Origin of the sequence: Photobacterium pectinilyticum (genome assembly GCF_024357955.1) — a bacterium.
GTDB classification, from domain to species: domain Bacteria; phylum Pseudomonadota; class Gammaproteobacteria; order Enterobacterales; family Vibrionaceae; genus Photobacterium; species Photobacterium pectinilyticum.
In genome coordinates this window covers 1-24,471 of record NZ_JANEYT010000044.1, presented here as the reverse complement: position 1 = coordinate 24,471, position 24,471 = coordinate 1, and the positions used below count along the sequence as shown (strand labels likewise).

Sequence of the window (24,471 nt, the reverse complement as noted above, 5' to 3'; positions counted from 1 at the left end):
TTTTTTATTCTAAACGCCTTGTCAGTTGCTGATACAAATCAAAGCTACTGTCTTCAAGACGGCAATCGACAATTTTGTCACCTTTATGTTTGAAGTAAGCCATCCCGGTCATCATAACTTTTTGTTTTTTGGCTGGGATCTTTGCCCACCCTCCACAATACAAGGCATGGCATTGGTAAACGACGACGGTTTTGTTGTCATCGCTAACCGTATCAATAATCCGAAAAGTAACGTCTCTAAACCGCTGCCCCCATACTGTAATAAAGTTGAGGTACTCGGTATGACTAAGCAGGTAACTCTTTCCACCAGGGACGTGGAAATGAAAAGGATCGGTGGCCAATGCCTGTAACTTTGCACTGTTGGCGTTAGACCAAACATCATTAAACCATTGCAGAACCCACTTCTCATCCATGTGATATTACTCCAAGTTCCATCGTTGCTATTATTTAGCATAGAACTTATAGAAGGTTCTATCTAATCATCTTCTTTTGGGAAGTGGATACGCTGAGCCGCTTGAAGAGGAAATAAAATTAGCAACAAAGAAGCGCAAAGTAAGGGTATCGACCATTTACCCATTGGGCGTAAAGTTAGCATAGCAATATCACGCCTAAATGGAATGGATGTGTTTATGAAGACAAGGCCAATTGAGAGAATGCCGCCTGATAGTGAGTAAGGTTTGGAATATGTGTATGATGGCCATCTGTACGACCCACTTCAACATAATCATAGCCCAGCTCTTGTGAAGCATGCTTATTGCGATCACCATGCGCAAACAAGACGCGACGATCAAAAACAACACCTAAATCTTGCTTGGCACGAAAAGCAGCCAGCGCCATAATTTCTGTACGGCTTAATGCATCAGAAGATGAAGCAAAGGTTATATTGCTAATGTCAAAACCTGCTGCACGTAATTTCAATTTAGCCGTCGACGCCCAGCCACTGGTGGATATAGCAATATGCGTATTTTGAAGGTCGTTTATGTGATTTAAAAAAGCTTTAGCCCCCACTGCTTCATGTACTGCCTCAGGGGACTCTTTTATCGCTTGTTGAACCAAGGTCGAGAAGCGACTCTCTACTTTGCGGTGAATCAGTGATCGGCTCTCGGAAATACCGTGTTTCGCGATGATCTCGTCTAACACTCCGCCATCGGTAAGATTGGCATATTGGGTAAGGTCTGTATCCATTTCAACCCCTAGCACTTCATTAACTGCTTTAACATAGCAACCCAGCTCTAGGTTATTTGAATCTACCAGTGCCCCATCAATATCCAATAAAAACAGATTAGCCACTTTTTATCCTTATGATTTGCTGCACTCGACGCAAGATGATGCACTTGTAAAGAAAATGTTGCAAGCCTTGATTTTACGTAATCTGTAAAAGCTTGTTTCACATCAAGCGTTCTTTCTCAGTACGTTACATCAGCATCAATCATTGAGTACTCACGAATAAACCAATCACTTTGCAGCCCCTCGCATTCAACAATTACGCAAAGTGCAATCACAAAAAAACAACAATCTCATTAACATCATCACATTTTTGGTCCAACATTCAGTGACGATACGTATTACCCTTGTAGTGCAACATAATAAACAAAAACAAATGTCGTTAAACATGTGAGCAATAAGAAGGTCGTAATATGAAATACACAGCAAATAGAAGGAATTTCCTCAAGCTTGGGCTTGCCAGTGTCATTGGTATTACCGTTGGTAAAGAGCTACTGGTCAAGCCTGCCCATGCTGCAGACTTACCTCAACTGACTGAGGATGATCCTCAAGCAAAAGCCCTTCAATACGTTCACCAAGCAGCAGACAGTGAAAAACACTGTGGTAACTGTGCACTTATTCAGGGTAATGATGGAGATGAATGGCGACCATGCGCAATCTTCCCCGGTAAAGCAGTTAATACCAATGGTTGGTGTAGCGCTTGGGTGAAAAAGCCTTAATTACTAGTTAGTTTTTTCTACCTACAGAAAAGCCTGCTATCAATGTTACCAAGTCATGGTGCCATCGATAGTCAGGCTTTTTAATACTTCGCTAATGTAAAAAACAATTATTTAAAGCACTGCTCTGCCCAACGGGCTAATCCGGCAGTGACCGAGCCAAAGTAACTACCACTTACCACCGGTGTTCCCGGCAGTTGCTGCTCGATACAGGCACGCAGGATCGGTGAGCGTGCTGTACCACCGGTCATATAAACCACATCGGGTTTTATACCACTTTGTGCAATTGCTTCGGTAACCAACTGGCTAATGTGGACTCTTGGCGCTTCAATCGCCTGAGCCATTTGCTGCTGATTTACCTCGACTTCAAGTAAAGAGGATAAATGCGACAGTGTTAATGTATGTGTCGATGAATCAGATAACGCAATCTTGCACTCTTCCGCCTTGCGAACAAGCTGATAACCCAGTGTTTCACGGTACACTTTTAGCAAATGCATCAATTTCTCAGGTTCTGCCGCATCACGTTGTAGCTGCTTCAATACAGCAAGGTTGGCTGAGCCATAGAAATCCGTTTGGGCAACCACGTTATTGATGGCAATCGGGTTCCAGAACTGACCGATAGGCATATCAATCCCTTTCTGGGTTTTACTCCCCAAGCCGAGTTGTGGCATGATTTGGCGAAAAGCCAAGTAGATATCCAGGTCATTTCCGCCAACACGCAGACCGCTGTGAGCCAATAGGCTCTCGGTTCTGTCAACTTTACCCGCCCAACTTGGCCCCATCTGGATCATTGAGCAATCAGTCGTACCGCCACCGATATCAACCACTAGAACGGTTTTGTCTTCGGTCAGGGTGCTTTCGTATTCAAGGCCAGCAGCGACAGGTTCGAACTGAAATTCAATATGTTCAAAGCCTGCCCGCTTGGCAGCTTGACGCAATATCGCTTCCGCCTGCTGGTTCGCTTTATCACCACCGGTGCCCTGGAAGTTGACTGGTCGGCCAATCATAGTACTCGTGATGGCTTTATCTAATTGGGCTTCTGCCTTGTGTTTGATATTGCTCATCATGGCACAGACCAGATCTTCAAAGAAACGGATTTGCACATCGCGCAAACCGTTAGCACCCAAGAATGATTTAGGGGACTTTACGTAATAGACTTCTTCAGGATCGTCGAGATACAGATCGAGCGCGGCCTGACCAAAAAATAGATCACCTTTCTCGACAATAATGTCTTCTTCACGGTTAAAAGCTATCGCACGGCGCAGAACCTGTTCGCCCAACTCATCGACTGGCTGAACGCCCATATGGCGGTATAAATATTCACTTACCGCTTCTCGCGTCGGGGCACAAAGTGTCGAAGGGATAAAACTGTTTTCGCCTTCCAGAGCTAACATGCGAGGCTGCCCATGCTCCATGACAGCAACTGAACAATTGGCTGTTCCATAATCAAAACCGATAAACATGTTATCCTCCGAACCAAGAAAAGCCGGCCATCATACTGAAATTAGACATTTGTTCAATCATGAGTTGATAACAATGCATAGCCTGTACGATTAATTACTATGATAAGCCCAATTTCAACAGCATAACGCTGATAGTGGAAGGGAGCGATCAGCGTCGCATTTTCACGACGGGCAAACCAAACATGCATACCGTAATGACCCTTTGAGCCAAACAACCAATCACAAAGTCAGTGATGCTTTATGAGCAAAATCTTGTACTAGATACAACTAAATTGATTCTTATTAGCGACCTAACCTTCTTTTTCATCCATACTTACTGTTTTAAAACTCAATACAATTATCAGTATGAATACGCTAACTAAAATCTTTGCCTCTACCCTATTCCTTCTGGTCGCTCTTACAGGATGTAGTGAAAGTGAAATGCCGAAAGAAGGTGTAAAATACACGGTCGTTGAAACCCCAACGGAAGGTATTGCCGACGTTGTTGAAGTGTTTTCCCTTGGTTGTGGCCACTGTCGTAACATGGAATTGATGCTACCTGAAATTAAAAAGCTGGCTAAAGTGGATATCGACCAAGTACACGTCACGTTTAACGAAAGTGCCCAGTACGCCGCTTATCTTTACAACACCGCCGCTATCCAGAGCAACGGCAAGCCAGCAGCTGAGTTAAAAGAAGCACTTTTTGCTTTCGTTCAAGATCAAGCTACTGATTTAGATGAAGAGGGTCGCAAAAACAAGTTGGGTGAAATCTTCAGCCAACACGATCTTGTTAGCCCATTTGATCTAAATGATGAGCAAAAAGAGCAAGTTTACCAGCAAATGACCAGTGCTAATCAACTTGAGCAAAACGCAAAAATCACCGGTGTGCCAGCTTTCTTGGTGAAAGGTAAATACCTTGTAGAAAATGGTGCACACGATAGCTTGGAAGACTTAGCAAACACCATTCGTTACTTATCCGATAAGCAATAAACCTCTCCTAATTAGGGCTGGTAATTATACTGGCCCAATCCCTAAATTATTTTAATCACACACCTATTTTTTGATCACCTCATTCTATTTTCAATGCTTCCTGTTTAGTGATACCGCAATACATTGCGAGTGTTAATCTACATGGACTTATTATTTTTGATTAGACTAACGCTAAGCAAACACCGGCAAAATACATAATCATGCCAATCCACATTAATAGCTAGCTATTTATCGCCTCCATTTTTCAAAAAATACCTCACTATTTTCAAAGCATAATTTACACCACGCTTATTATTCATCCAGCAAAGCTAAATTCCCCAACCAAAACCTAAAAAATAAAAACTTCAAAATACATAACCTTACGTAAAAATAAATCTAATAATACAACATTTATATCGTTTCACTATTACTACAAGCACTTAGTAACAAAAATATCATCAAGCACATTGACAGTGCTTGATGCAAACACACATAGGAAATACAAAAATGAATAAAAATCTAATTGCTCTAGCAGTAGCAGCGGCGGCAGCCTCAACTTCAGTACAAGCGGTAGAAGTTTACAATGATGGTACCAATACTTTTTCCGTTGGTGGTCGTCTAGCACTAAGTGCAAAATTTCAAGATGGTGATTCAAGCCTAAACAACCAATCTTCTCGTATTAACTTTGGCTTTACTCACACTCTAGAGAATGGCTGGGACATCGGTACGCGTGCAGAATGGGCTTACAATGCTCTAGCTAACAGCAACGATGGTAGTAATGTGACTAACCGCCTTGGTTTCATTACTGCAGATAATGAAGATTTTGGTAACTTTACCCTTGGTAAAGCATGGTCAGTTCACTACGACGTAACAGGTAAAACTGACCGTTTCTGGCTAAACGGCGGTGATACTGCTGGCAACTACGACGGTATCTCAGGTGATGGCGGTGTTCACGGCACAGGTCGTGCGGATGACGTTATCCAATACCGCAACAACTTCTATGGCCTACAAGTTGGCCTACAGTACCAATTTGAAGGCAAAGGCTCTGTATCGAAAGGTTTTGAGCTAGGCGAAGATGATAAAGTCGTTGAAATAAAAGAAGCATGGAAACGTGATTACGGCTACCAGGCGATGGCCGGCTACGAGTTTGAGCTTGGTGAAGGCATCCTTGGCCTAAGCGGCGTTTATGCCGAAACTAAGTTCGAAAACCGTGAAGATGCAAAAGTTGCCAATGCCGTTGTTTCCTATGAGACAAGTGGTATCTACGTTGCGGCTAACTATGGTGAATTCCGTAACCACCAGAGCGAACGCACCAATGCAGCATTCGCAAGCTCTGATTTCAGCAGCAGCAGCGTGACAAGCAACGGTATGATCAAGTCGGCAACTGGCTACGAGCTATTTGCGTCTTACTCTTTCGACCAATACCAGATCCTTGGTGGTTACAACCAGCTAGAAGATGACAACTCTCGTGCTAAGTACGCTTACTCAACTATTGGTGCCGCTTACTTTACTGGCCCAATGATCCTTGCAGCTGAATACAAAATCGACACCAGCAGCAAAACAAACACAGGTTCAAACGCAGACCTAGACAATGTGTTTGGTATCCTTGTTCGCTACAACTTCTAAGCGAAGCTTAACCCAAGCAAAAGAGTAAACAGTAATGTGATTACTCGTTCATTGTCTTTGTGGTCGAAATGATTTGACCATTAATTTTGGGGCATCAGGAAGATGCCCCTCTTTTTACCTTCGTGAAGCCTGATATTGCTTGCTTTAATTAAAACCCTCAATCTGATTCAAATTCATTCGAAAATCAACTGCATTTCATGTAATTACATTGCTTATATCAATAGCAGAAAGTTCTAAATATCAATCTAATGAAAAATAGCTTTTCACCCCACCGCTGTCATTAACACTTTCCCCGCCTCAGTTTTCTCTTCACCCAGCAAAAAACCTAAAAAAACAAACGCCTTACCCTTAATAAACAACAACATAAACCTAAACATTTCTTTATCCGCAGCCAGTTCAGAACATTTCACTATTACTACAGGGAACTAAGTATTAAAAATTAAAACAAGCACTTACGAGGTGCTTCTCAAAATAAAACTAGGAACTAAGAAATGAATAAAAAGCTAATTGCCCTAGCAGTGGCAGCCGCAGCAGCATCGCCTGTACATGCATTGGAAGTTTATAATGATGGTACTAACACCTTCTCAGTAGGTGGTCGTTTGGCTGCAAGTGCTCGCTTCTCTGATGGTGACTCTGAGCTTCGTAACCAATCATCTCGTATTAACTTTAGTTATACTCATGCGTTAGAAAGTGGCTGGGATATCGGTACCCGTGCTGAGTGGGGCTACGATGCTCTAGCAAACAACAATGAAGACAGCCTCCTGTCCAACCGTCTTGGTCAAATCACGGCTGACAAAGATGGCATTGGCCACTTCACCATTGGTAAAGCATGGTCAGTTAATTACGACCTGACAGGTCGCACTGATATGTTCTGGATCTACGGCGGTGAAGCGGCAGGTAACTACGACGGTATTTCTAGTGACGGCGGTGTACATGGTACCGGCCGTGCGGATGACGTGATCCAGTACCGCAACAACTTCAATGGCCTGCAAGTTGGTTTGCAGTACCAATTTGAAGATAACAATGATGACTACGAACGTGAGTCTGGTTACCAAGCCATGATTAACTACGATTTTGACTTCGGTTTTGGCGTAGGCGCAGCTTACACTCAAACAAAATTCGATGATCGCGAAGATGCAAAAATTGCCAACTTCGGTCTGTCATACAATGCCAACAACCTAAACATTGCAGCGAACTATAACGAATTCCGCAACCACCAAGTGGGCGCAGGAAACGGTTACGGCGGTGTGTTTGCTGACGGCGATCTAAATACTGTTGGCGGTACAATCAAGTCAGCTACTGGTACTGAAGTGTTTGTCTCTTATGACATCAACTCATTCCAGATCCTGGGTGGCTACAACCACCTAGAAGATGACAACTCCGATGCGAAATACGCATACGGTGTGATTGGTGCCGCTTACTTCACCGGCCCTCTGATCCTGGCCGCTGAATACAAAATCGATGCAAGCAGCACAAATGGCAACGGTTCAGATGCCAACCTTGATAACGAACTAGGCCTGCTGGTACGTTACAACTTCTAAAATACTAATCCGTTTATTGTGTTCATTCTGTCGAATCAATTTGACAATTTTGGGGCACCTCTGGTGCCCCCTTTTTAGTTAACACCAAACGTAAAAAGACCTTAACGCTTGCTACACATCAACCAACACCTGCTAGCACTGGAGAAAAGATAAAAACAAATGTGTTGACTATAAAATCAACACACTAGCGCTTTTTTGTTTATGGTTGAATCCCCCCCGTCGAGCGACTTGATCACACTTTATTAATCTCGTTTACAACCAATCTATCTATAAAAAAGACTATTATTAACGATTAGTTACAAAGGCCACTAATCGGTTTTTCAAGGCTTGGAGATCTGCTAGGTTAATGCTTTGTTCTCCGCCTTGCTGAATTTCCCCCTTCACGCTCAACAGGGTGAGTAAGCTATTGATGCCACGCTTGACGATACTTTCAAACGCGTTGCCCGCGCTTTGGCAAATCTTGAGAACGATGACACTATCCTGCGAGCTGACTGGCCAAAGAAAACTTGGTTAAAGACGCAGAATGCTGCGTAGCATGAGGGAACAGCAATGAGCAATACAAACGAACCAACTATTATGGCTAACGATACCACTTGGCAGCCTATCAGTGTAGATGTCCTCCGTGAGAAGTACGCTAAGGGTAAGGAAAAGGAACTGGATGGTCCTGAGATGGTTGCCGCCATCCGTGCACGTGTTGCCAAGGGGTTAGCCCAACAGGAACAAACGCCAGCACAGCACGAAGAAGAATTCCTCCGTGCACTGAACGCTGGGTTTATTCCAGGCGGCCGGATCAACAGTGCAGCTGGTACAGATATCAAGAATGTCACCCTGATCAACTGCTTCGTGCAACCTGTTGGGGACAGCGTATCGGAAATGGTTGACGGCAAGGTAGGCATTTATACCGCCCTTCAGCAAGCCGCTGAAACAATGCGACGTGGCGGCGGGGTTGGCTATAACTTCAGCCATATCCGACCTAAAGGGGCCAAAGTCAAAGGCACTGCCAGCAGTGCGTCCGGTCCCGTCAGTTACATGCACGTGTTTGACCAAAGCTGTTCAACCGTCGAGTCTGCCGGTGCCCGCCGTGGCGCACAAATGGGAGTCCTCAACATGGAGCACCCAGACATCCTTGACTTCATCGAAGCCAAGCAAGAGTCGGGTCGCCTGAACAATTTCAACATCTCCGTGGGTGTGTCCGATGCCTTTATGCAGGCGTTGGAAAACAGAGTACCATTTGAACTGGTACATAAGGCAGAGCCCTCCGAAGAAATTCAGGAAGCAGGCGCTTACCAGCGTGAGGATGGTCTGTGGGTATATCGAACCGTGGATCCGCGTGAGCTGTGGGACACGATCATGCGCAACACCTACAATGCCGCCGAACCGGGTGTGTTGTTCCTCGATCGCATTAACCAAGAAAACAACCTGCACTACTGCGAAACCATCGAAGCGACAAATCCTTGTGGCGAGATCCCCTGCGCAGATTTTTCGTGCTGCTGTCTGGGCAGCATTAATCTCTGCGCCTATGTAACTGAATCATTAACTAAAAATGCACAGTTCAATTTTGACGCCTTTGCCTCCACGGTTGCAACCGGCATCCGCATGCTAGACAACGTTCTAGATGTGAGTGCCTGGCCGTTACCGGAGCAACAGCAAGAGGCACAGAACAAACGACGGATCGGCCTAGGCTACACCGGCTTAGGCGATACCTTAATCATGCTTGGTCTACGCTATGACAGCCAAGAGGGACGTGATTTTGCTGCAGAGATAACCCGCTGGATGCGCGATGCGGCCTACAAGGCTTCCATTGAATTGGCAAAGGAAAAAGGACCTTTCCTCAAATTTAAAGCTGAGCAATACCTCGAGAGTGGCATGGCCTCTCGTCTGCCAGAATCAATCCGTGACAAGATCCGTGAGCACGGGATCCGGAATTCACACCTATTGTCTATTGCGCCGACCGGGACCATTTCTCTGGCCTTCGCCGATAACGCCAGTAATGGTGTCGAGCCCGCTTTTAGTTGGTTCTACACACGTAAAAAGCGGGAGGCCGATGGTTCTCACTCTGAGTACAAGGTCGAGGATCACGCCTATCGCGTTTACCGTGAGCAAGGAGGAGATGTTGATAACCTGCCAGAAGCATTCCGCTCGGCTTTAGAGATCAGCGCCAACGACCACATGTTAATGCAAGCGGCAGTCCAGCCTTATATCTGCGCGGCAATCTCAAAGACCGTAAACGTACCAGCCGACTATGCCTTCCAACAGTTTCAGGACCTTTACGTAGATGCATGGAAAGCGGGATTGAAAGGGATCACCACCTATCGCCCTAACGACATCATCGGCAGTGTGTTAAGTGTCGAATCTACTCAGGCATCCGTACCACAGGACCTGGATCAATCCACCCCGGATCGCAAGTTGCATCTGACCGATACGCCCGAAGTAGCGTTAGCTAGCCTTCGGTGGCCAAAGCGACCAGAAACCCCAATGGGTAATCCGGGCGTGACTTACATGATCAACAGCCCGAAGCATGGCTTTGCGCTGTTTGTTGGTCATGTAGCCAACGGGACCAACCAACCGTTCGAAATATGGGTGAATGGACAGGAACAGCCGCGAGGATTGGCTGCGCTAGCTAAGAATATTTCGATGGACATGCGTGCCTATGATCGCGAATGGCTAAAAATCAAGCTGGATAGCCTAAGCAAAACCGCAGGCACCCCATTTGAGTTGGCGATGCCACCGAAGGGTGAGATGACCTCAGTACCAGGTAATGTAGCTGCCATGGCACGCTTGGTACGTTTCCGTTGTGATGAACTGGGTCTCTTTGACGGTAAGACCGACAAGACCCCGCTAGTCGATGCCCTGTTCAGTCGTAAGGAGCCCAAGTCAGGTACTGAAGGCACCTTGAGTTGGACCGTGGATATCAATAACCCCAACACTGGCGACGACTTCGCTATGTTCGTCAAGGAGTTGGTGATGCCTGATGGCACCCATCGACCATATAGCGTGTGGCTCTCAGGCACCTATCCGCGTGATTTTGACGGCCTGACCAAGTCCCTCAGTTTAGATATGCGGGTGATTGACACAGCTTGGATAGCCAAGAAGTTACGCAGCCTGAAAGACCTGGTCGAACCCCAAGGTGATTTCTTCGCCAAAGTACCGGGTAGTGACAAACAAGCCATCCAACCATCTACGGTAGCATATATTGCTCGCCTGTTGATCCATCGCTATACCATGCTGGGCCTGCTTGATGAAGAGGGCTATCCGCTCAAGGCAATGGGTTACATGATGAGCGATGAGTCTGCACAAGCCCAAAACAAAGGCAATATCGTTACTCTGGCCGGTAAGGCATGTCCGGAATGCGGTAATGCTGCGGTGATCCGCCGCGACGGGTGCGACTTTTGTACAGCGTGTGGTCACATTGGGGCTTGTGGTTAACCAGTTCAGATGACTGATTCAGCCGATTTTTTAGCTGGCTAATATATATGGGGATCTCATTGCTCCCCATTTTAATTTTACGAGTTCCTTACGTTCATCATACCGACACCAACAAACAAAAAAATTATGATAACTGCATATTTAACTTCAAACTCTGACATTATTCACTCTCGATGTTTCTAATCTTTATTAATGCATCACATCGATTTAACCGGGCCAACTCGACTTTGGAAAGAACTGAGTTACAGTACAGACTAAATTAGCAATGCATGGATTACCGAACAATACTCTAAAGTATAAACTCCTTTCCAAGAGAGTCTCTTACTTTCCGAAGGGAACACTTTCAATTTCATCATCCTTCCCCGACCAACCATTTCCAGTTGAATGCTTTATAAACAATATTTAATTTGACCGTGGTTATATTTTAAACAACTTTATCTTACCCTGCTCTTTCATCATGTAATACTTGGGCAAACATATGTATACAATTTCACAACAACCCCAGTATGCAAGGAGCATTACATGGCTAAGAAGATCTTATCAATCTGTGGCGGGGGGATCAGAGGCATAATTCCCGGTATGATGTTAGTTTCTCTTGAAGAGAAACTTCAGAAGAAATCCAATAACCCGGAAGCGCGAATCGCTGACTACTTTGACCTTGTCGCAGGAACGAGTACCGGTGCAATACTGGGTGCAGCCTATCTCTGCCCAGGCCCAAATGGTAGACCTAAATTCACAGCCCAAGAGGCTGTTGATATCTACCTTGAGCAAGGTGATGACATTTTTGATGTAAGTGTTTGGCGCTCCCTTGGAACACTTAAAGGTCTTGCCGATGAAAGGTATTCGGCTAAGGAGCTTGAGAAATCACTTCACGCGGCATTTGGTGAAACCAAACTAAGCGAATTATTGAAGCCTACCTGCTTTGTTGCCTACGACATCTTCCATCGAGAGCAAATAATTTTCAAGCAACATACTGCCATTGAGAAAAATAGAGACTTCTTAGTAAGAGACTTGCTACGCGGCGGTTCAGCAGCACCCACCTATTTCGAAACTGCTCGCATTTACTCATTACCACCTAAACAACAGAAGTTTGTCCTCGTTGATGGCGGCATGGTTGCTAATGATCCAACCTTATGCGCATTTACTGAAACCATCAAGACAGATGGTATTGAAGGAATAAGTGATGTGATGATTCTTTCACTCGGCACAGGTAAAGAGCTGAAACGCTATTCTTACCCTGATATGAAAGACTTGGGCTTTCTTGGCTGGGCAAAACCATCTGTTGACATTGCATTAGAAGGAGGCCCACAAATAACGGTTCACCACATGAAGCAAATTACCTCGACATTACCAGAAGCAAAATATCATTGGATCCAGCCTGAATTACATGGTGCAGATCTTGCGCTGGATAATGCCAGCCCTGAAAACCTTGAAAGATTGCGTAATGCCGGGCTACGCAACGCAACTGAACACGACGATAAACTTGAGGAAATCGCTGACTTCTTGGTAAATGATCATCGCAAGAGCCAAGAATAACCATCAAACCCAAAGGCCCTGCATGTATGCAGAGCACTTTTTAACTTGAATCAAACTAAACAGTGATCCGCTCCTTCGCACGAACTCGCGGTAATTATTCGAACGGAGGAGCGGGGTTTAATTGAAACCTAATACTGAGGTTGGCACGAGTTTAGTGCAATAAATTCACTTGGCCATTATTTACACCCACCCTGCTGTTATCACACCTTTGAAGAGCGTTCACAGCCAGTAAATTTAAGGCCTCTACATGCTTGCAACCCGCTCGAAATTTCTGGGATGTTGTAAATCTAAATAGAACCACTTTATGTTGTGATTTTGTGAGCGGGTACGTTGCTTTGTCTTTCTTTGCTATAGATACTGAATTAACATTTCACGAATGGGCATTACAAACACGCATTAATATGCATGCCTCTAATATTAGACCCGCCAGAAGCGACAAAGCCTAACTATTCGGAGAATAGTTCATACTTGAAGAGAAGGGATGCAATGGAAATAGAACAACTACTAAAACTTGCTGAACGGATATCCTCAGATATCGATCTAATTTGGGGTTTCTTTGTCACTATATCACTTGCAATAATAGCACTCATCCAAAGTGAGAAAGCTAAAAAGCAATTATTTACACCCATTGTATCGGTAAGCTTTTGCTTTTACTCAATTGTAGGAGTATTTCTATTTCTAAAATATGAGGCGTTGAAAGTTATAGTGGATCAATTGAGCTCTCAAGCAAACGGGCAAGTAGACGTTATAAAAGCAGTTTTCTCTTCAGGTCTTGAGCCTAACCTTGTTCCTTTCGTTATGGCTATCGCTTGGATAGCCTTAACGGTAATATCAAAATTTACTCTTAACAGGCACAAATAAATATCACGATCGCGAGCTACGGTCGCTTACACAAAAGAACCCCGCTCAGAAAAGCGGGGAGCCTCAACAATCTGAAAACCTCTGGAGGCTTTCCTTTTCTGTACCACCGTTTAGCTATATTTAAGCTTCAGTGAGTCTTGAACGCTGTCCAGCTCGTTCCCATTCAGCTTATATAGTTTATTGTAAATAAACATAGAAACTAAGCAAAGGAAAGCAGGGCCAACAAAGATGAACTGCAAACCAGATAGCGTTTCCGCTGTCTGATCTTGGTTCGGAATGTAGTTGATTGCCGTTAGTGCTAAACCAACCAAGAACCCAGTCAAGGCACCAGAACACTTACTCACTAGAGTGTTCACCGAATACAGAACGCTCTCAGAACGAACATCGTTTTTTGCATCACCATAATCGACAGTGTCAGCAACCATAATCAAAAGAATTAACCAGAACATTGCTGAAGAAAGCCCGTTAAAGATACCAGCAACACTCGCCAATGCTGCTTTAAGCTCAGGACCACAACCAGAAGCGACGTAAAGAGTTGATACGGCCAACATTGGACAAATTAACGCAATATTGAAAAGGGTTTTACGACCAAACCTCATTACTACCGGCTTGAAGATCACAAGCGAGCCAACACCGACGATGCCGCCAAACAACATAGATTTGGCGAATAATGTTGCGTCTCCCAACACATACGTAAAGTAATAAAGATTCAAACCATTCATAAAGTTGAATGCTACGTTGTAGAACAAAGACAGAACGACTAGCGCTAGGAACTGCTCATTCTTAAAGATCGCATCTTTAGCCGCTTTCAAATTAAACATAGCAGCTGACTTTGGATCTTCTTCGAAGTTTTGCTTAGTCCAGATACAAGTAATAACCGCACTTGCTACCGCTAGAATCGCAGCAATGACACCAAACCAGAAATAACCCTGACCATCATCACCACCGCCAAGAGTAGATACAATATAGACACCTGCGCCACCAGCAAGATAACTCGCTCCGGTAGCAAATAAACGAGGATAAGGCATCAACCCTTCACGCTCTTTTTTATCCAGTGTAATAGTTGGGACCAGTGACCAGAATGGTGCATCTAGCATCGTGTAAGTCATACCCCAAAGCACATAAGTGGCTGCGATATAAACGAGCTGAGATGTTCCATCAAGCATGTGCGCAGAGAATAGAGCGATTATAGTAATAGCGTTCAGAATATTACCGACTAAGATCCACGGCTTGTAACGTCCCCACTTCGATTTCGTTTTAGCAACGATGTATCCAAGCATTGGATCGTTTACGGTGTCCCAAATACGAGCGACTAAGAAAACAGTACCAACAAACGCCGCGGAAACACCGACCACATCTGTGTAGTAGAAAAAGAGAAATACGTTGATTACATTTAGACCAAAGTCTTTCCCGAACCCTCCTAAGCCAAAGCTTAGCTTGGTGCCGAAATCGACCTTATTCATTATTGCATTAGACATATTATACCTACCTGTTCCGTAGTATTATTTTATTCGCTGATAGCGTCCATCACCACGTATCCCGATTTAGGAACGTGAATTTCATTAAGTTTCTCAATGTAATAATCAGATTCACTTTCAACTTGTGAACCAAGACAGTCATAAATCTGCACCTGCACCGTTTTTGGTGTTGGTGAACGTAGGATTAAACGCTCTGTCATGCTGCCATTTACGATGGTTACTTTTTCCTCATTACCTTCGAATATGTCAGCCACCATGTCTGCATGAATCGTGATTATCTTCTCTTTGCCCTTCTTCGCCGCAATCACTGGATAATGCATTTCTGGATACTTAGAGCTCAGCGTCCCATTCATCAGAACACTTTTATTAGCAGACCAAAACGCTAACCAATGCTTAACCATTGCCAAGTGCTCTGGCGACTGCTCTTTTAAGTTCGGTGAAATTTGAGGAACAGAGAAAAGCGTATTGATAAATTGCAAACTCGCACTCTCTACAGTGTCTGAGTTTGACCAGATGAACATGTCTGAATGAATCGCCGTGTCGCCGGAAAATAGGCGAAGATCCATAACACCAGCACGGTTAGTAATAGAATCATGTGGGCAATCATGCACCCTGAATATGTTGCCGTACTTTCTAATCATCGAGCCTATATATCGCTGACGAAACTCAATTAAGATGTCTGCTTTTATTTTGGTGAGCTCTTGTCGAACCATCATCATCAAGCGGTCTACGGCCTCTGGAAGAGACTCAGTATCTCTTTCCGGATCGGGTAATAGTGCATTTCCTGTTGCGTAAGTCATGTCAAACTCATCAATAAAGTCTAACTTGAGACCATCCAAACCAAACTCCGACACGACACGACAGTATGTGTCGACCAAAAAGTCTCGGACTTTTGGGTATCGCGGATCAAGAGTGCCTGTTTGGTTTTGATCACTGTAGAAAAGAAGGTTGGACTTAAACTCATCCCACACTTTGCAGCCTTGCCCGACAAAAGGAACACTTAGCCACAGCATGTATTTCATGCCCATTGATTGAACGCGCCCTACATGCTCGCGCATATTGGGAAATCGCTTCTCTGAAACCTGCCAATCACCGCAGAACTTATAACCACGGTTACTATCATCGGTTTGCCAACCATCATCGAGAATAATGGTTTTGCAGCCAAGGTTAGCTGCCATTTCACATTGGTCTTCGATTTCTTTGAAATCTAAATTTTGATGGAATGAGTACCAGGTTGAATATACCGGCTCAAAAGCAGAGGCAGGAGCTGGCATCGCGCCATCATCGAGATAATTCTCATGCCATTCAGTCATGCCAGCGATTGATTCATGATAACTCACCGTTCTAGTATCAAGTCGCAATGTAGCTGTGTATTCGGTCATAGGCTCTGTTTTAACTGTAAACAGGCTCATAATTATTTTTGCTGCCGTCTCTTCTTCATAAGCGCCAGCTTGGACTTTCACGATGTTCTTAATATCTGAAAAAGCGAAAGCCACTTTATTTTCGCCATTTAAGTTGTAGAAGCAGCCAACAGGAGAAACGTGACTAATATGGCTAGAGAAATTGGTCCAAATTTCTGGAATGCCTTTGTTACGGATCGACTTTGGGTGCCCATGTATACATGGCGTCCATAAAGAATGCATGTCATTTAAAGGCATCGATACGGCTAACTGACACACAGGAAACTCTACAAGTGATAAGGACCTGATAACTAGATCAATGTAAATGCTTCCTCCCTCTCGTCTGGACGAGACATCGTAGGAAATACCGTTTACATCTTCCGTGACATCAAAGGAAACTTTGAATTCATCGATACAAAACTTCTTTTTCATTTAAATGCCTTTGCGTCTAATGGTTTCATTAATAAAGAACAGCTGTTCGTTGAGTAAAGCCTAGCACTAACAGCTGTTCTTCATTTGTGATCAGCTCTTGAATTTCGGCTTTACATAGGAAGAGTTTTCGGTATTCTACTGTCGTAGTTCACAAAAAAGAGTAACCATGAAAAATAACAGAAATATCAATAGTAGTGAGATTGCTAAACTGGCTGGTGTATCTCGTAGCACCGTATCCAAAGTGATAAACAACTACGCTGATATACCAGAACAAACCAAGATAAAGGTTCTCGATGTAATTGCTGAACACAAGTACAAACCAAATCAATTCGCCTCTGTTCTCAAGGGAATTCCTCAAAAAGTTATCGCTCTCTACCTCCACACAACCACCAATGATGCAAAAGACAGTTCAATGAGTAATATTGATTCGTCTTATGTCATGGGCGTTGTTTCTCACTTCATCATGGCAACAAAAAAACATGGCCACTCACTGAGAGTCGAGATGATTGAGGAAAATGAAGGTCAAGAAGCGATAGAAACCCACATACGTGACGTCTTTAATTCAAAGTCGATATGTGCAGCGGTATTTGTTGGCCTAACCGATAACTGCAAGTTCATCGATCGACTTGTTGAAGATGGTTATGCTATCGCTTCTATAGATCGCATTATTAGCGAAGAAGGCACTTCACTCAATGTCATAACCTCTGATGAAAATAGTGCTAAATCGGCGACTCAACATCTAATCGAATCTGGCTACACGAATATTGCATTCATTGGAGGCGATGAAACTAAGCTATCAGCTCGTAATCGAGAAAAGGGCTATCGCATTGCAATAGAAGAAAGCAATTTAGAAGCACAAGTAATCAGTTGTGGCTTTTCACAAGCGCTCGCATCAGAAGCAGCGAATAAGTTCGACGAATTCCCTAACATAGAAGCTTTAGTGTGCGCCTCAGACACGATTGCGCATAGTTTTATTGGAACACTACGGAAAACCAACCCTAACCGACTATCTCAACTAGGATTTATTGGTTTTGAAAACACCGCTTTTAACAGCCACCAATCCCCTAGCCTCACTTCTGTTGCCATTGACTACCAACAGATGGCACATGACACGGTTGAATCTTTGCTTTCCAAGGACAATAAAAAATCGGTCATTGTAAACACCAATCTCGTTATTAGGGACTCAAGTAAGAAGAAAAGATAATTAAAAGGATCTTAACTAGCTAATGCCGCTTAATCAGGGCCAGAGCATACTTTGTTAAACTCCATAAGGACACAATTCTGTCTCGCCCACAATAAATATTATAAAGCGATATAAACCAATTTAAATATCAATTATAGGTTTATACTTCAAGTTAATAGATCTACACCACACCAGCAACCACAAATAAGTTAATTACTAGAATAAAAATTCACTTAAGATCGGTTTACTTACTGATAACAAGCAAAACAAAGCCACCAAATGGAACCGCGATCACATTTTAAATCTAAATAACAAGGAATAATTAAACAATAAGCATAAATATACAAGGTAATATTAGCTTGCAAGTGGTCAAGTTTACTTAATATTAATACCTTACACATGGACAGTCAGAGGTAGCCGATGAATACATCGCAGAAATTAATGTTAAACAGTAAACGTATAAAACAACTCAGACAACAAAACGGCCTTAGTCAAGAAGCGTTTGCTGATGCTTGTGAACAACGCTTAATTCGCATCTCAATTGCAACAATAAAAAGAGCAGAAACAAACCGCCCTGTTAGTCTGCGTACTGCAAAAAATATCGCAACTTTTTATGATGTTGATTTAGATGAATTAGTTACTGATTATAAAGATGCCGTGCCCCTCCCTCACACAACAAACAATAACTATTCCAACAGTTTATATCTATTAATTTCAATTCAAACGAACAATGAAAATATTGAAAAAACAATCACATCAGAACTAGCTAATTATAATCCACAAATTATTAGTGATTGTCAATATTCAAAATGCTTCATCATCAACTTAAAAAAGTTAAATATAGACTACGAAAAAGATATCATAAGCCATATACATGGTGTCTTTTTAAAAGCCAAACAACATACATCACTATTACACCCTGTTACTTTCTACGTTACATCCTTTCAGGAAGGAAGTGATGAACAAGCCTTAAATTATGTTTCAAACAAAAAAAACAAGTTAACGAAACTCATTAATTTAATACCCACCAATTGCGTTGTTGTCAGTGAAAACATAAAGCTTACATTCAATGACAAGCTTTATTACAATCACATTGGTATTTATTCAAATAATAATCTTTGGTCACTTGATGAAGAGTTATTCTTTGAAAGAAAACCCTGTGTTGAACTTATCGGTCGTGACCAAGAAATCAATGAAATAATTAAGATAATTGATAACAGCTTTGACACAAAAAAGCCTAGCCTGACTTGTATACATGGCCAACAAGGTGTCGGTAGAACTAGAATACTGCAAGAGGTCAGTCGTTTTTATTATAAACTTGATGTTAAAATTGCATATTATGATCTATCTCGTAAAGATATAGACTGGTGGTCAATAAATGAAATAGTGCTTTCATTTATCAATATAGATAAAAATAAAGTCATAATTGTTATCGATAACCTTGATCATAGCGGCATAAAGACACTGAGTAAAATTAATAATATTCTATCATCTATTAAATCAAGTTCTTTTTCTATAATTGCTTCATCAGACACTAAGAACATTGAAAAGGTCAATAAATACATCGACATTAACAATAAAATGGAAGTTAAAAATCTTGATGAAGATATTTGCAAAAAAGACTTAATTAATAAATTGGGTTTATCTAACGAACAAGCTGAAACATTGACATCCACTTCAAGCTGCATTCCTCTATACCTTCGAATGTTGCTATCTAGAGACAGCGTTGATACTGCAGAGTCACTGCAGATTCTTATCCAAAGCAAGATTAATTCGCTGTGCCCTGAAGAAACACAACTACTCCATACATTATCTATATACGGTCAAAGTATAAGCACCAAAGAATTAAACTCCGTTTTTAATCCAACAGTAAAACTTCAACAATTATTGAGCAATGGATTGATTAAGTTTGTAGATAGTGAAACTATTAAATTAGTGAATTTAGTTATTCAAAAAACGATTATTGAACTTCAAACAGATAAAGAAAAAATTGTTAGTCACAATAATGCAGCTAAAATAATCCTGTTTAAAACCGATAAACTTATCATCACTGACTGGCTAACCGTTCAGCAACATTTTCTCAAAGCGAATAATAAGTCAAAGGTAGCATGGTGTTGTGTTCGAATAGCAGGCATTTATCTGTCATCAAGTGATTATAACAAAGCACATCAAAGTATAAACTATGGTCTTAACTGTCTAAGCCAATACAACCATGAAGATGATAAACTCGATATCAATTATAATATTACCGTTGAGATTGAGCTTAAGTTACTACTCGCCAAGCTATATATGCATCAATTAGGTTGGGGATATTATAAGATTGAACCTCTATACCTTCAGGTCCTTCAACAATGTGAGCTTGTCTCAGCCACTAGCAGAAAAATGGAGACACTTTTTGGCTTATGGTCATACAACCTTTCAAATTGCAATATAACCAATGCAAACTATTATGCTCATAAAGCTCAGGAAATATCAGAAAACTGCCACGATGATTACTATCGCGTAATGACATTAACCGCATTAAGTAACACTAGTTTATGGCTGGGAAACCATGAAGATACGATCAAGTACGCTTTTGAAGCGCTGATGTTTTATAATGAAAATGATCGTGATAATTATCAAATCATGGATGGGCAAGATCCTAGGATGCTGCCTTACCATACGATCATTATATCTAAAGCGTTGCTTGAACAAGAAGATGGTCCAGTAATGCTAAAAAACCTGCTTGATATTACTGAGGATCAAAATAATAGCTTCAATCATGCAATGACATATCAAACAGCCGCGCTTTATTATTGGTTACATCGAGATCAACAATCCGCCCATTTCTATGCTACCAAGTTATATGAAATCAGTGAAAAGCATGATTATTCCTTTTATCGTGGTATAGCTCAGCTAATTATTGGATGGTCAAAATTCACTCAAAATCAAGATCCTAAGTACATTTCTCAAATTGTACAAGCCTACGAAGTGCAAATGGTTAACGCTGGCGGCGAGCTCTGCTATAGCATTTACAGTGTGATACTGGCTGAAACGTTGCTTTCAAACCATCAGTATGAAACCGCTGCGACATTGCTGAAAGCCGCAATCGAGAAATGCAATGAAGATAGAACAGAATGCTACTTACCTAAGCTATTGGCATTGCAAGCTTTCGCTTGTAACAACGATGAAGGCGTACAGCAGGCGCTTTCTCACCCTCTCTGCACACCAAGACAACGCTCGATAATTGAGAACCATATAACGCAACTTATGGCTGCGCCGATATGATACTGCGGAAACATTAGTATCACTTTATGATATCAATCGCGCCTAAACAATTATCGCAATGAGACCTTATCTGTATCTATGCAATTTATAAGGTGGTATAAAAGTACGATCGTTCTTATTTATACCCTATGACGACATAGCCAATAAGGAAATACCGATGGCGCATACTGAGTTACAACAAGGCATTGAAACATTCATCACGCCATCGCTTGAGAGCCCTTTTACTCTTGCGACTGGCACAACCATTAAAAATCGACTGTTTAAATCGGCGATGAGTGAGCAGTTAGGCGATACTCAGCATAACCCTAAGGTAGGTTTAGTGACCCTATACCGCCGCTGGGCGCAAGGTGGAATTGGTCTGTCTATAACCGGAAATATCATGGTTGATCGTGATGCACTTGGTGAGCCGAAGAATGTCGTCTTGGATGAACAGAGTGATTTAACCATCTTCAAACAATGGGCTGAGGCCGGCAAACAAAACAGCGCCCACATCTGGCCTCAACTCAACCACCCTGGCAAACAAATCCCCAGCTTTTTGTCCAAAGAGCCTGTTGCCCCATCCGCGATTTCTTTATCTAGAGGACTTGAGAAAGGCTTCAATACGCCAAGAGCGCTAACTGAAAATGAAATCCTTGTCATCATTCAAAAATTTGCTACTAGCGCTCAATTAGCAAAACAAGCGGGTTTTACTGGGGTTCAAATTCATGGAGCACATGGCTATTTGGTTAGCCAGTTCTTGTCTCCTCGACATAACCAACGCGATGACCAATGGGGCGGTACTCTCGAAAATCGTATGCGTTTTGTTCTCGAGGTTTACAAGGCAATTCGTGAACAGGTGGGCAATGACTTCCCTATTGGTATCAAACTAAACAGTGCCGATTTTATGAAAGGCGGTTTTTCTGAAGAAGACTCAATGCAAGTTGTCCAATCCCTCGCTGATGCTGGTATTGATTTGATTGAAATCTCAGGTGGCACCTATGAAAGCCCTTCAATGATGGGCAGTAGAAAAAACAATAAAGCCGATAGCAAAATTAAACAAAGTACGATTAAACGTGAAGCCTATTTTCTTGAATATATGGAAAAAGTGCGCAAACTGGTTAATACACCATTAGTGGTCACCGGCGGGTTCCGTAGTGCACCAGCCATGGCAGAAGCCCTTGAAAGCGGGGCGACGGACTTCATTGGTCTAGCTCGAACCACAGCAGTTGATGCCGAATTCCCCAATAAGCTATTGGCAGACAGTCAATACAGTATGCCGCTTACCAACCCGACAACAGGTAACAAAGCTATGGACAACTTAGGCATGCTGAGTATTACTTGGTATGAGCAGCAACTGTGGCGCATGGCAAAAGGGAGCGATCCTAAACCCAATTTGAATGCTTGGGTCGTCGTCTTCAAGACGCTGGCAAGCGCCGGCATATATGCCTTTAGAAAGCGCCGGGCTTAAGACATGACTTGATAAACATCTAGTTCGCTTTTTGCCTGTGTAACATCAGCATATAGCCAATACTGGCACACAGGACGATAGTCGCCGGTAATAACATGGCCACCATGCCGACAACGTTGAGCATCTTGGCACCAACAAATGCACCGGCGCTAAAAGCGACCAGAATACTTCCCTGCATGACGAGCTGCGGTAAGTTCAAGGCTCGTCGGCTAATCATATGCCCCAATGCCGCCCCTAAATCAGAGACGATTCCGGTAAGGTGAGTAGTACGGATAACAGATCCACTGTAAGTGGCAATCATTGCATTCTGAAGGCCACAAGCAAATGACGCGAGAAATTCGCCGGTCATTTTGTGGTGATAGAAATAGTACGTAGCGGCAAACAGCACCACAGCTTCGATAAACAAAGCAGTGCCATAGCTGCGTCCCAGCCTGAGCGCTTCGTTATGAATAATCATTCCAGATGTTACGGCGCCTAGAAAGAAACAGCCAACAATACTCAAGAGATAAACCGTTGCGTGGTGGTTCTCAACCGTCAGTGCACTCATTGCTTGGGTAATAGTTCCGGTAACATGCGAAACGGCATTATTGGTGAACGTCAGCAAAGCCATAGCATTAAGTGCACCAGCACTAAATGCAAGCATAATAGCGCCCACCAAGATCCAGGACGGAATACGAGTAACCATAAGTTAAACCAAGCGAAGTAAGAAAAACTGAAGCGCGGAAGTGTAGCACAAAACAAGTGTTATAGCATGACATACGATAAGGTTTTTTCAAACACCTTGATTTCCGTATTCGCCCTTTGTTATAACCGACTCTCTGAACTGTTTTGGCAATTCCGCCTAACGTGAAACGAATGATCAGGAAAATATGACGTCTGAGCATCCACCGAAGAAACAAACAGCCAATAGAGAGCAGTCGGTACCAAAGCCTGCCGGACCTAAACCTGCTCAAAAGGTTGAAGACGTCTACGAGTATGCTATCTGGTGGCTAAACCAACGCAGTTATTCAGTCGCGAAGCTCAAGGAAAAGCTACCTCGAAAAACGGCGAATACCGAGTGGATAAATCAAGTCATCAACCGTTTGCTTGAGTTAGGTTACCTTTGCGATCAACGCTATGCCGAAACGTATGTCAATTCACGTTGCCGCTCTTATGGTCCCGCCAAGTTGGCTCAAAAGCTCAAACTACAGGGTGTCAGCCAAGCCGATATAGATAACGCCTTGCTGACCATCGATGAGTCTGAGCAAGATGAGTTGATAAATCGGGTCATCAACAAATATGCCGGTAAAAAGAGTGTCAAAGATATTAGCTTACGCTTGCGCCAAGAAGGAGTCAGTACTGCAAGAGGACAAGCAATACTGGCTCAATCACTTGATAGCGAGCATGAGGTGCAACTGGCAGAAAGGCTGATAAATAAACACCAAAATAAAATGGGAAGAACAGGCCTTATCCAAAAGCTGCGTAGTGAAGGGATCGGTCAAGAGTGCATCGAACAGCTGTTATTCAATGACGAAGTCGAAGAAGACGGTGTGAGTGACGATCAACGTAAAGCGTTGGAGTTTCTTAACAAAAAGTATAAATCCCCTATCACCGACTTCGCCGATAAGAAGAAAGCGACGGCATTCTTGGTACGAAAAGGATTTAGCTTTGCTGATGCCAATTATGCACTTGAGCATCATTTAGAGTAAATAATTAGGGGCGTAACCTACGCTAAGCGTTAATTTTCGCCCCTTCAACTGCAATTTACAGAGGTGTTTTTACTAAAGATAAAATAGCTGCTCTTGAGTGACACCATCTTCTCCGAAACTGATTAACCCAGCCCCCACAATGTCACCGAGCTGCCACTTATACCAAACTGGAAAATTAACTGGTCAGGTTGATCCACTCTCTTGAACACATTTTTGATACCCTTTGGGGACTCGTC

The 24,471-nt window shown here is 42.9% G+C and carries 17 protein-coding genes; 11 read left to right on the top strand and 6 right to left on the bottom strand.

Annotated elements, in window-relative coordinates:
• Nucleotides 1-4: 4 nt before the first annotated feature.
• Together NHN17_RS16980 and NHN17_RS16975 are read right to left on the bottom strand one after the other, a co-directional pair.
• Complete coding sequence (locus NHN17_RS16980) at nucleotides 5-412, bottom strand: nuclear transport factor 2 family protein (RefSeq protein WP_255043826.1); 408 nt, start codon at nucleotides 410-412, stop codon at nucleotides 5-7.
• 214 nt (nucleotides 413-626) lie between these two features.
• Nucleotides 627-1,289, bottom strand: a complete 663-nt coding sequence (locus NHN17_RS16975) for an HAD family hydrolase (protein WP_255043825.1) — start codon at nucleotides 1,287-1,289, stop codon at nucleotides 627-629.
• A 347-nt stretch (nucleotides 1,290-1,636) separates the two neighbouring features.
• Between NHN17_RS16975 and NHN17_RS16970 the strand changes: the two genes are divergently transcribed.
• The gene (locus tag NHN17_RS16970; RefSeq protein ID WP_255043824.1) at nucleotides 1,637-1,942 is read left to right on the top strand and encodes a high-potential iron-sulfur protein; all 306 of its coding nucleotides are present in this window, start codon (nucleotides 1,637-1,639) and stop codon (nucleotides 1,940-1,942) included.
• A gap of 107 nt (nucleotides 1,943-2,049) precedes the next feature.
• On the opposite strand, the gene yegD is transcribed toward NHN17_RS16970, so the two are convergent.
• A complete protein-coding gene (gene yegD, locus NHN17_RS16965) occupies nucleotides 2,050-3,402 on the bottom strand; it encodes a molecular chaperone (protein ID WP_255043823.1) in 1,353 nt (450 codons plus the stop codon).
• Between the two features lie 345 nt (nucleotides 3,403-3,747).
• Between yegD and NHN17_RS16960 the strand changes: the two genes are divergently transcribed.
• The 6 genes from NHN17_RS16960 to NHN17_RS16935 all read left to right on the top strand — a co-directional run bounded on the left by NHN17_RS16960 (nucleotide 3,748) and on the right by NHN17_RS16935 (nucleotide 13,340).
• Nucleotides 3,748-4,371 carry a thiol:disulfide interchange protein DsbA/DsbL gene (locus NHN17_RS16960; protein ID WP_255043822.1) on the top strand — a complete coding sequence of 208 codons (624 nt, stop codon included), beginning with the start codon at nucleotides 3,748-3,750 and terminating at the stop codon, nucleotides 4,369-4,371.
• 486 nt (nucleotides 4,372-4,857) lie between these two features.
• A complete protein-coding gene (locus NHN17_RS16955; RefSeq protein WP_255043821.1) occupies nucleotides 4,858-5,976 on the top strand; it encodes a porin in 1,119 nt (372 codons plus the stop codon).
• Nucleotides 5,977-6,467: 491 nt separating this feature from the next.
• Complete coding sequence (locus NHN17_RS16950; protein WP_255043820.1) at nucleotides 6,468-7,517, top strand: porin; 1,050 nt, start codon at nucleotides 6,468-6,470, stop codon at nucleotides 7,515-7,517.
• A gap of 549 nt (nucleotides 7,518-8,066) precedes the next feature.
• Nucleotides 8,067-10,943 (top strand): adenosylcobalamin-dependent ribonucleoside-diphosphate reductase, encoded by a 2,877-nt coding sequence (locus NHN17_RS16945; RefSeq protein WP_255043819.1) that lies wholly within the window; start codon nucleotides 8,067-8,069, stop codon nucleotides 10,941-10,943.
• A gap of 522 nt (nucleotides 10,944-11,465) precedes the next feature.
• Complete coding sequence (locus NHN17_RS16940; protein WP_255043818.1) at nucleotides 11,466-12,479, top strand: patatin-like phospholipase family protein; 1,014 nt, start codon at nucleotides 11,466-11,468, stop codon at nucleotides 12,477-12,479.
• A gap of 486 nt (nucleotides 12,480-12,965) precedes the next feature.
• Entirely contained in the window at nucleotides 12,966-13,340 is a 375-nt protein-coding gene (locus tag NHN17_RS16935) for a hypothetical protein (protein WP_255043817.1), read from the top strand.
• Between the two features lie 110 nt (nucleotides 13,341-13,450).
• On the opposite strand, the gene melB is transcribed toward NHN17_RS16935, so the two are convergent.
• Nucleotides 13,451-14,818, bottom strand: coding sequence for a melibiose:sodium transporter MelB (gene melB / locus NHN17_RS16930; RefSeq protein ID WP_255043816.1), 1,368 nt, complete (start codon nucleotides 14,816-14,818; stop codon nucleotides 13,451-13,453).
• Nucleotides 14,819-14,847: 29 nt separating this feature from the next.
• On the bottom strand, nucleotides 14,848-16,650 hold the full coding sequence (locus NHN17_RS16925; protein ID WP_255043815.1) for a glycoside hydrolase family 36 protein: 1,803 nt from the start codon (nucleotides 16,648-16,650) through the stop codon (nucleotides 14,848-14,850).
• 166 nt (nucleotides 16,651-16,816) lie between these two features.
• Between NHN17_RS16925 and NHN17_RS16920 the strand changes: the two genes are divergently transcribed.
• The 3 genes from NHN17_RS16920 to NHN17_RS16910 all read left to right on the top strand — a co-directional run bounded on the left by NHN17_RS16920 (nucleotide 16,817) and on the right by NHN17_RS16910 (nucleotide 22,547).
• Entirely contained in the window at nucleotides 16,817-17,854 is a 1,038-nt protein-coding gene (locus NHN17_RS16920) for a LacI family DNA-binding transcriptional regulator (RefSeq protein WP_255043814.1), read from the top strand.
• Between the two features lie 399 nt (nucleotides 17,855-18,253).
• Nucleotides 18,254-21,100 carry an XRE family transcriptional regulator gene (locus NHN17_RS16915; RefSeq protein ID WP_255043813.1) on the top strand — a complete coding sequence of 949 codons (2,847 nt, stop codon included), beginning with the start codon at nucleotides 18,254-18,256 and terminating at the stop codon, nucleotides 21,098-21,100.
• 157 nt (nucleotides 21,101-21,257) lie between these two features.
• Complete coding sequence (locus tag NHN17_RS16910; protein WP_255043812.1) at nucleotides 21,258-22,547, top strand: NADH:flavin oxidoreductase/NADH oxidase family protein; 1,290 nt, start codon at nucleotides 21,258-21,260, stop codon at nucleotides 22,545-22,547.
• Between the two features lie 19 nt (nucleotides 22,548-22,566).
• Here the strand turns inward: NHN17_RS16910 and NHN17_RS16905 are convergent, their stop codons facing one another.
• The gene (locus NHN17_RS16905) at nucleotides 22,567-23,232 is read right to left on the bottom strand and encodes a YoaK family protein (protein ID WP_255043811.1); all 666 of its coding nucleotides are present in this window, start codon (nucleotides 23,230-23,232) and stop codon (nucleotides 22,567-22,569) included.
• A gap of 184 nt (nucleotides 23,233-23,416) precedes the next feature.
• Between NHN17_RS16905 and NHN17_RS16900 the strand changes: the two genes are divergently transcribed.
• Nucleotides 23,417-24,235, top strand: a complete 819-nt coding sequence (locus NHN17_RS16900) for a regulatory protein RecX (protein WP_255043810.1) — start codon at nucleotides 23,417-23,419, stop codon at nucleotides 24,233-24,235.
• Nucleotides 24,236-24,471: the final 236 nt, after the last annotated feature.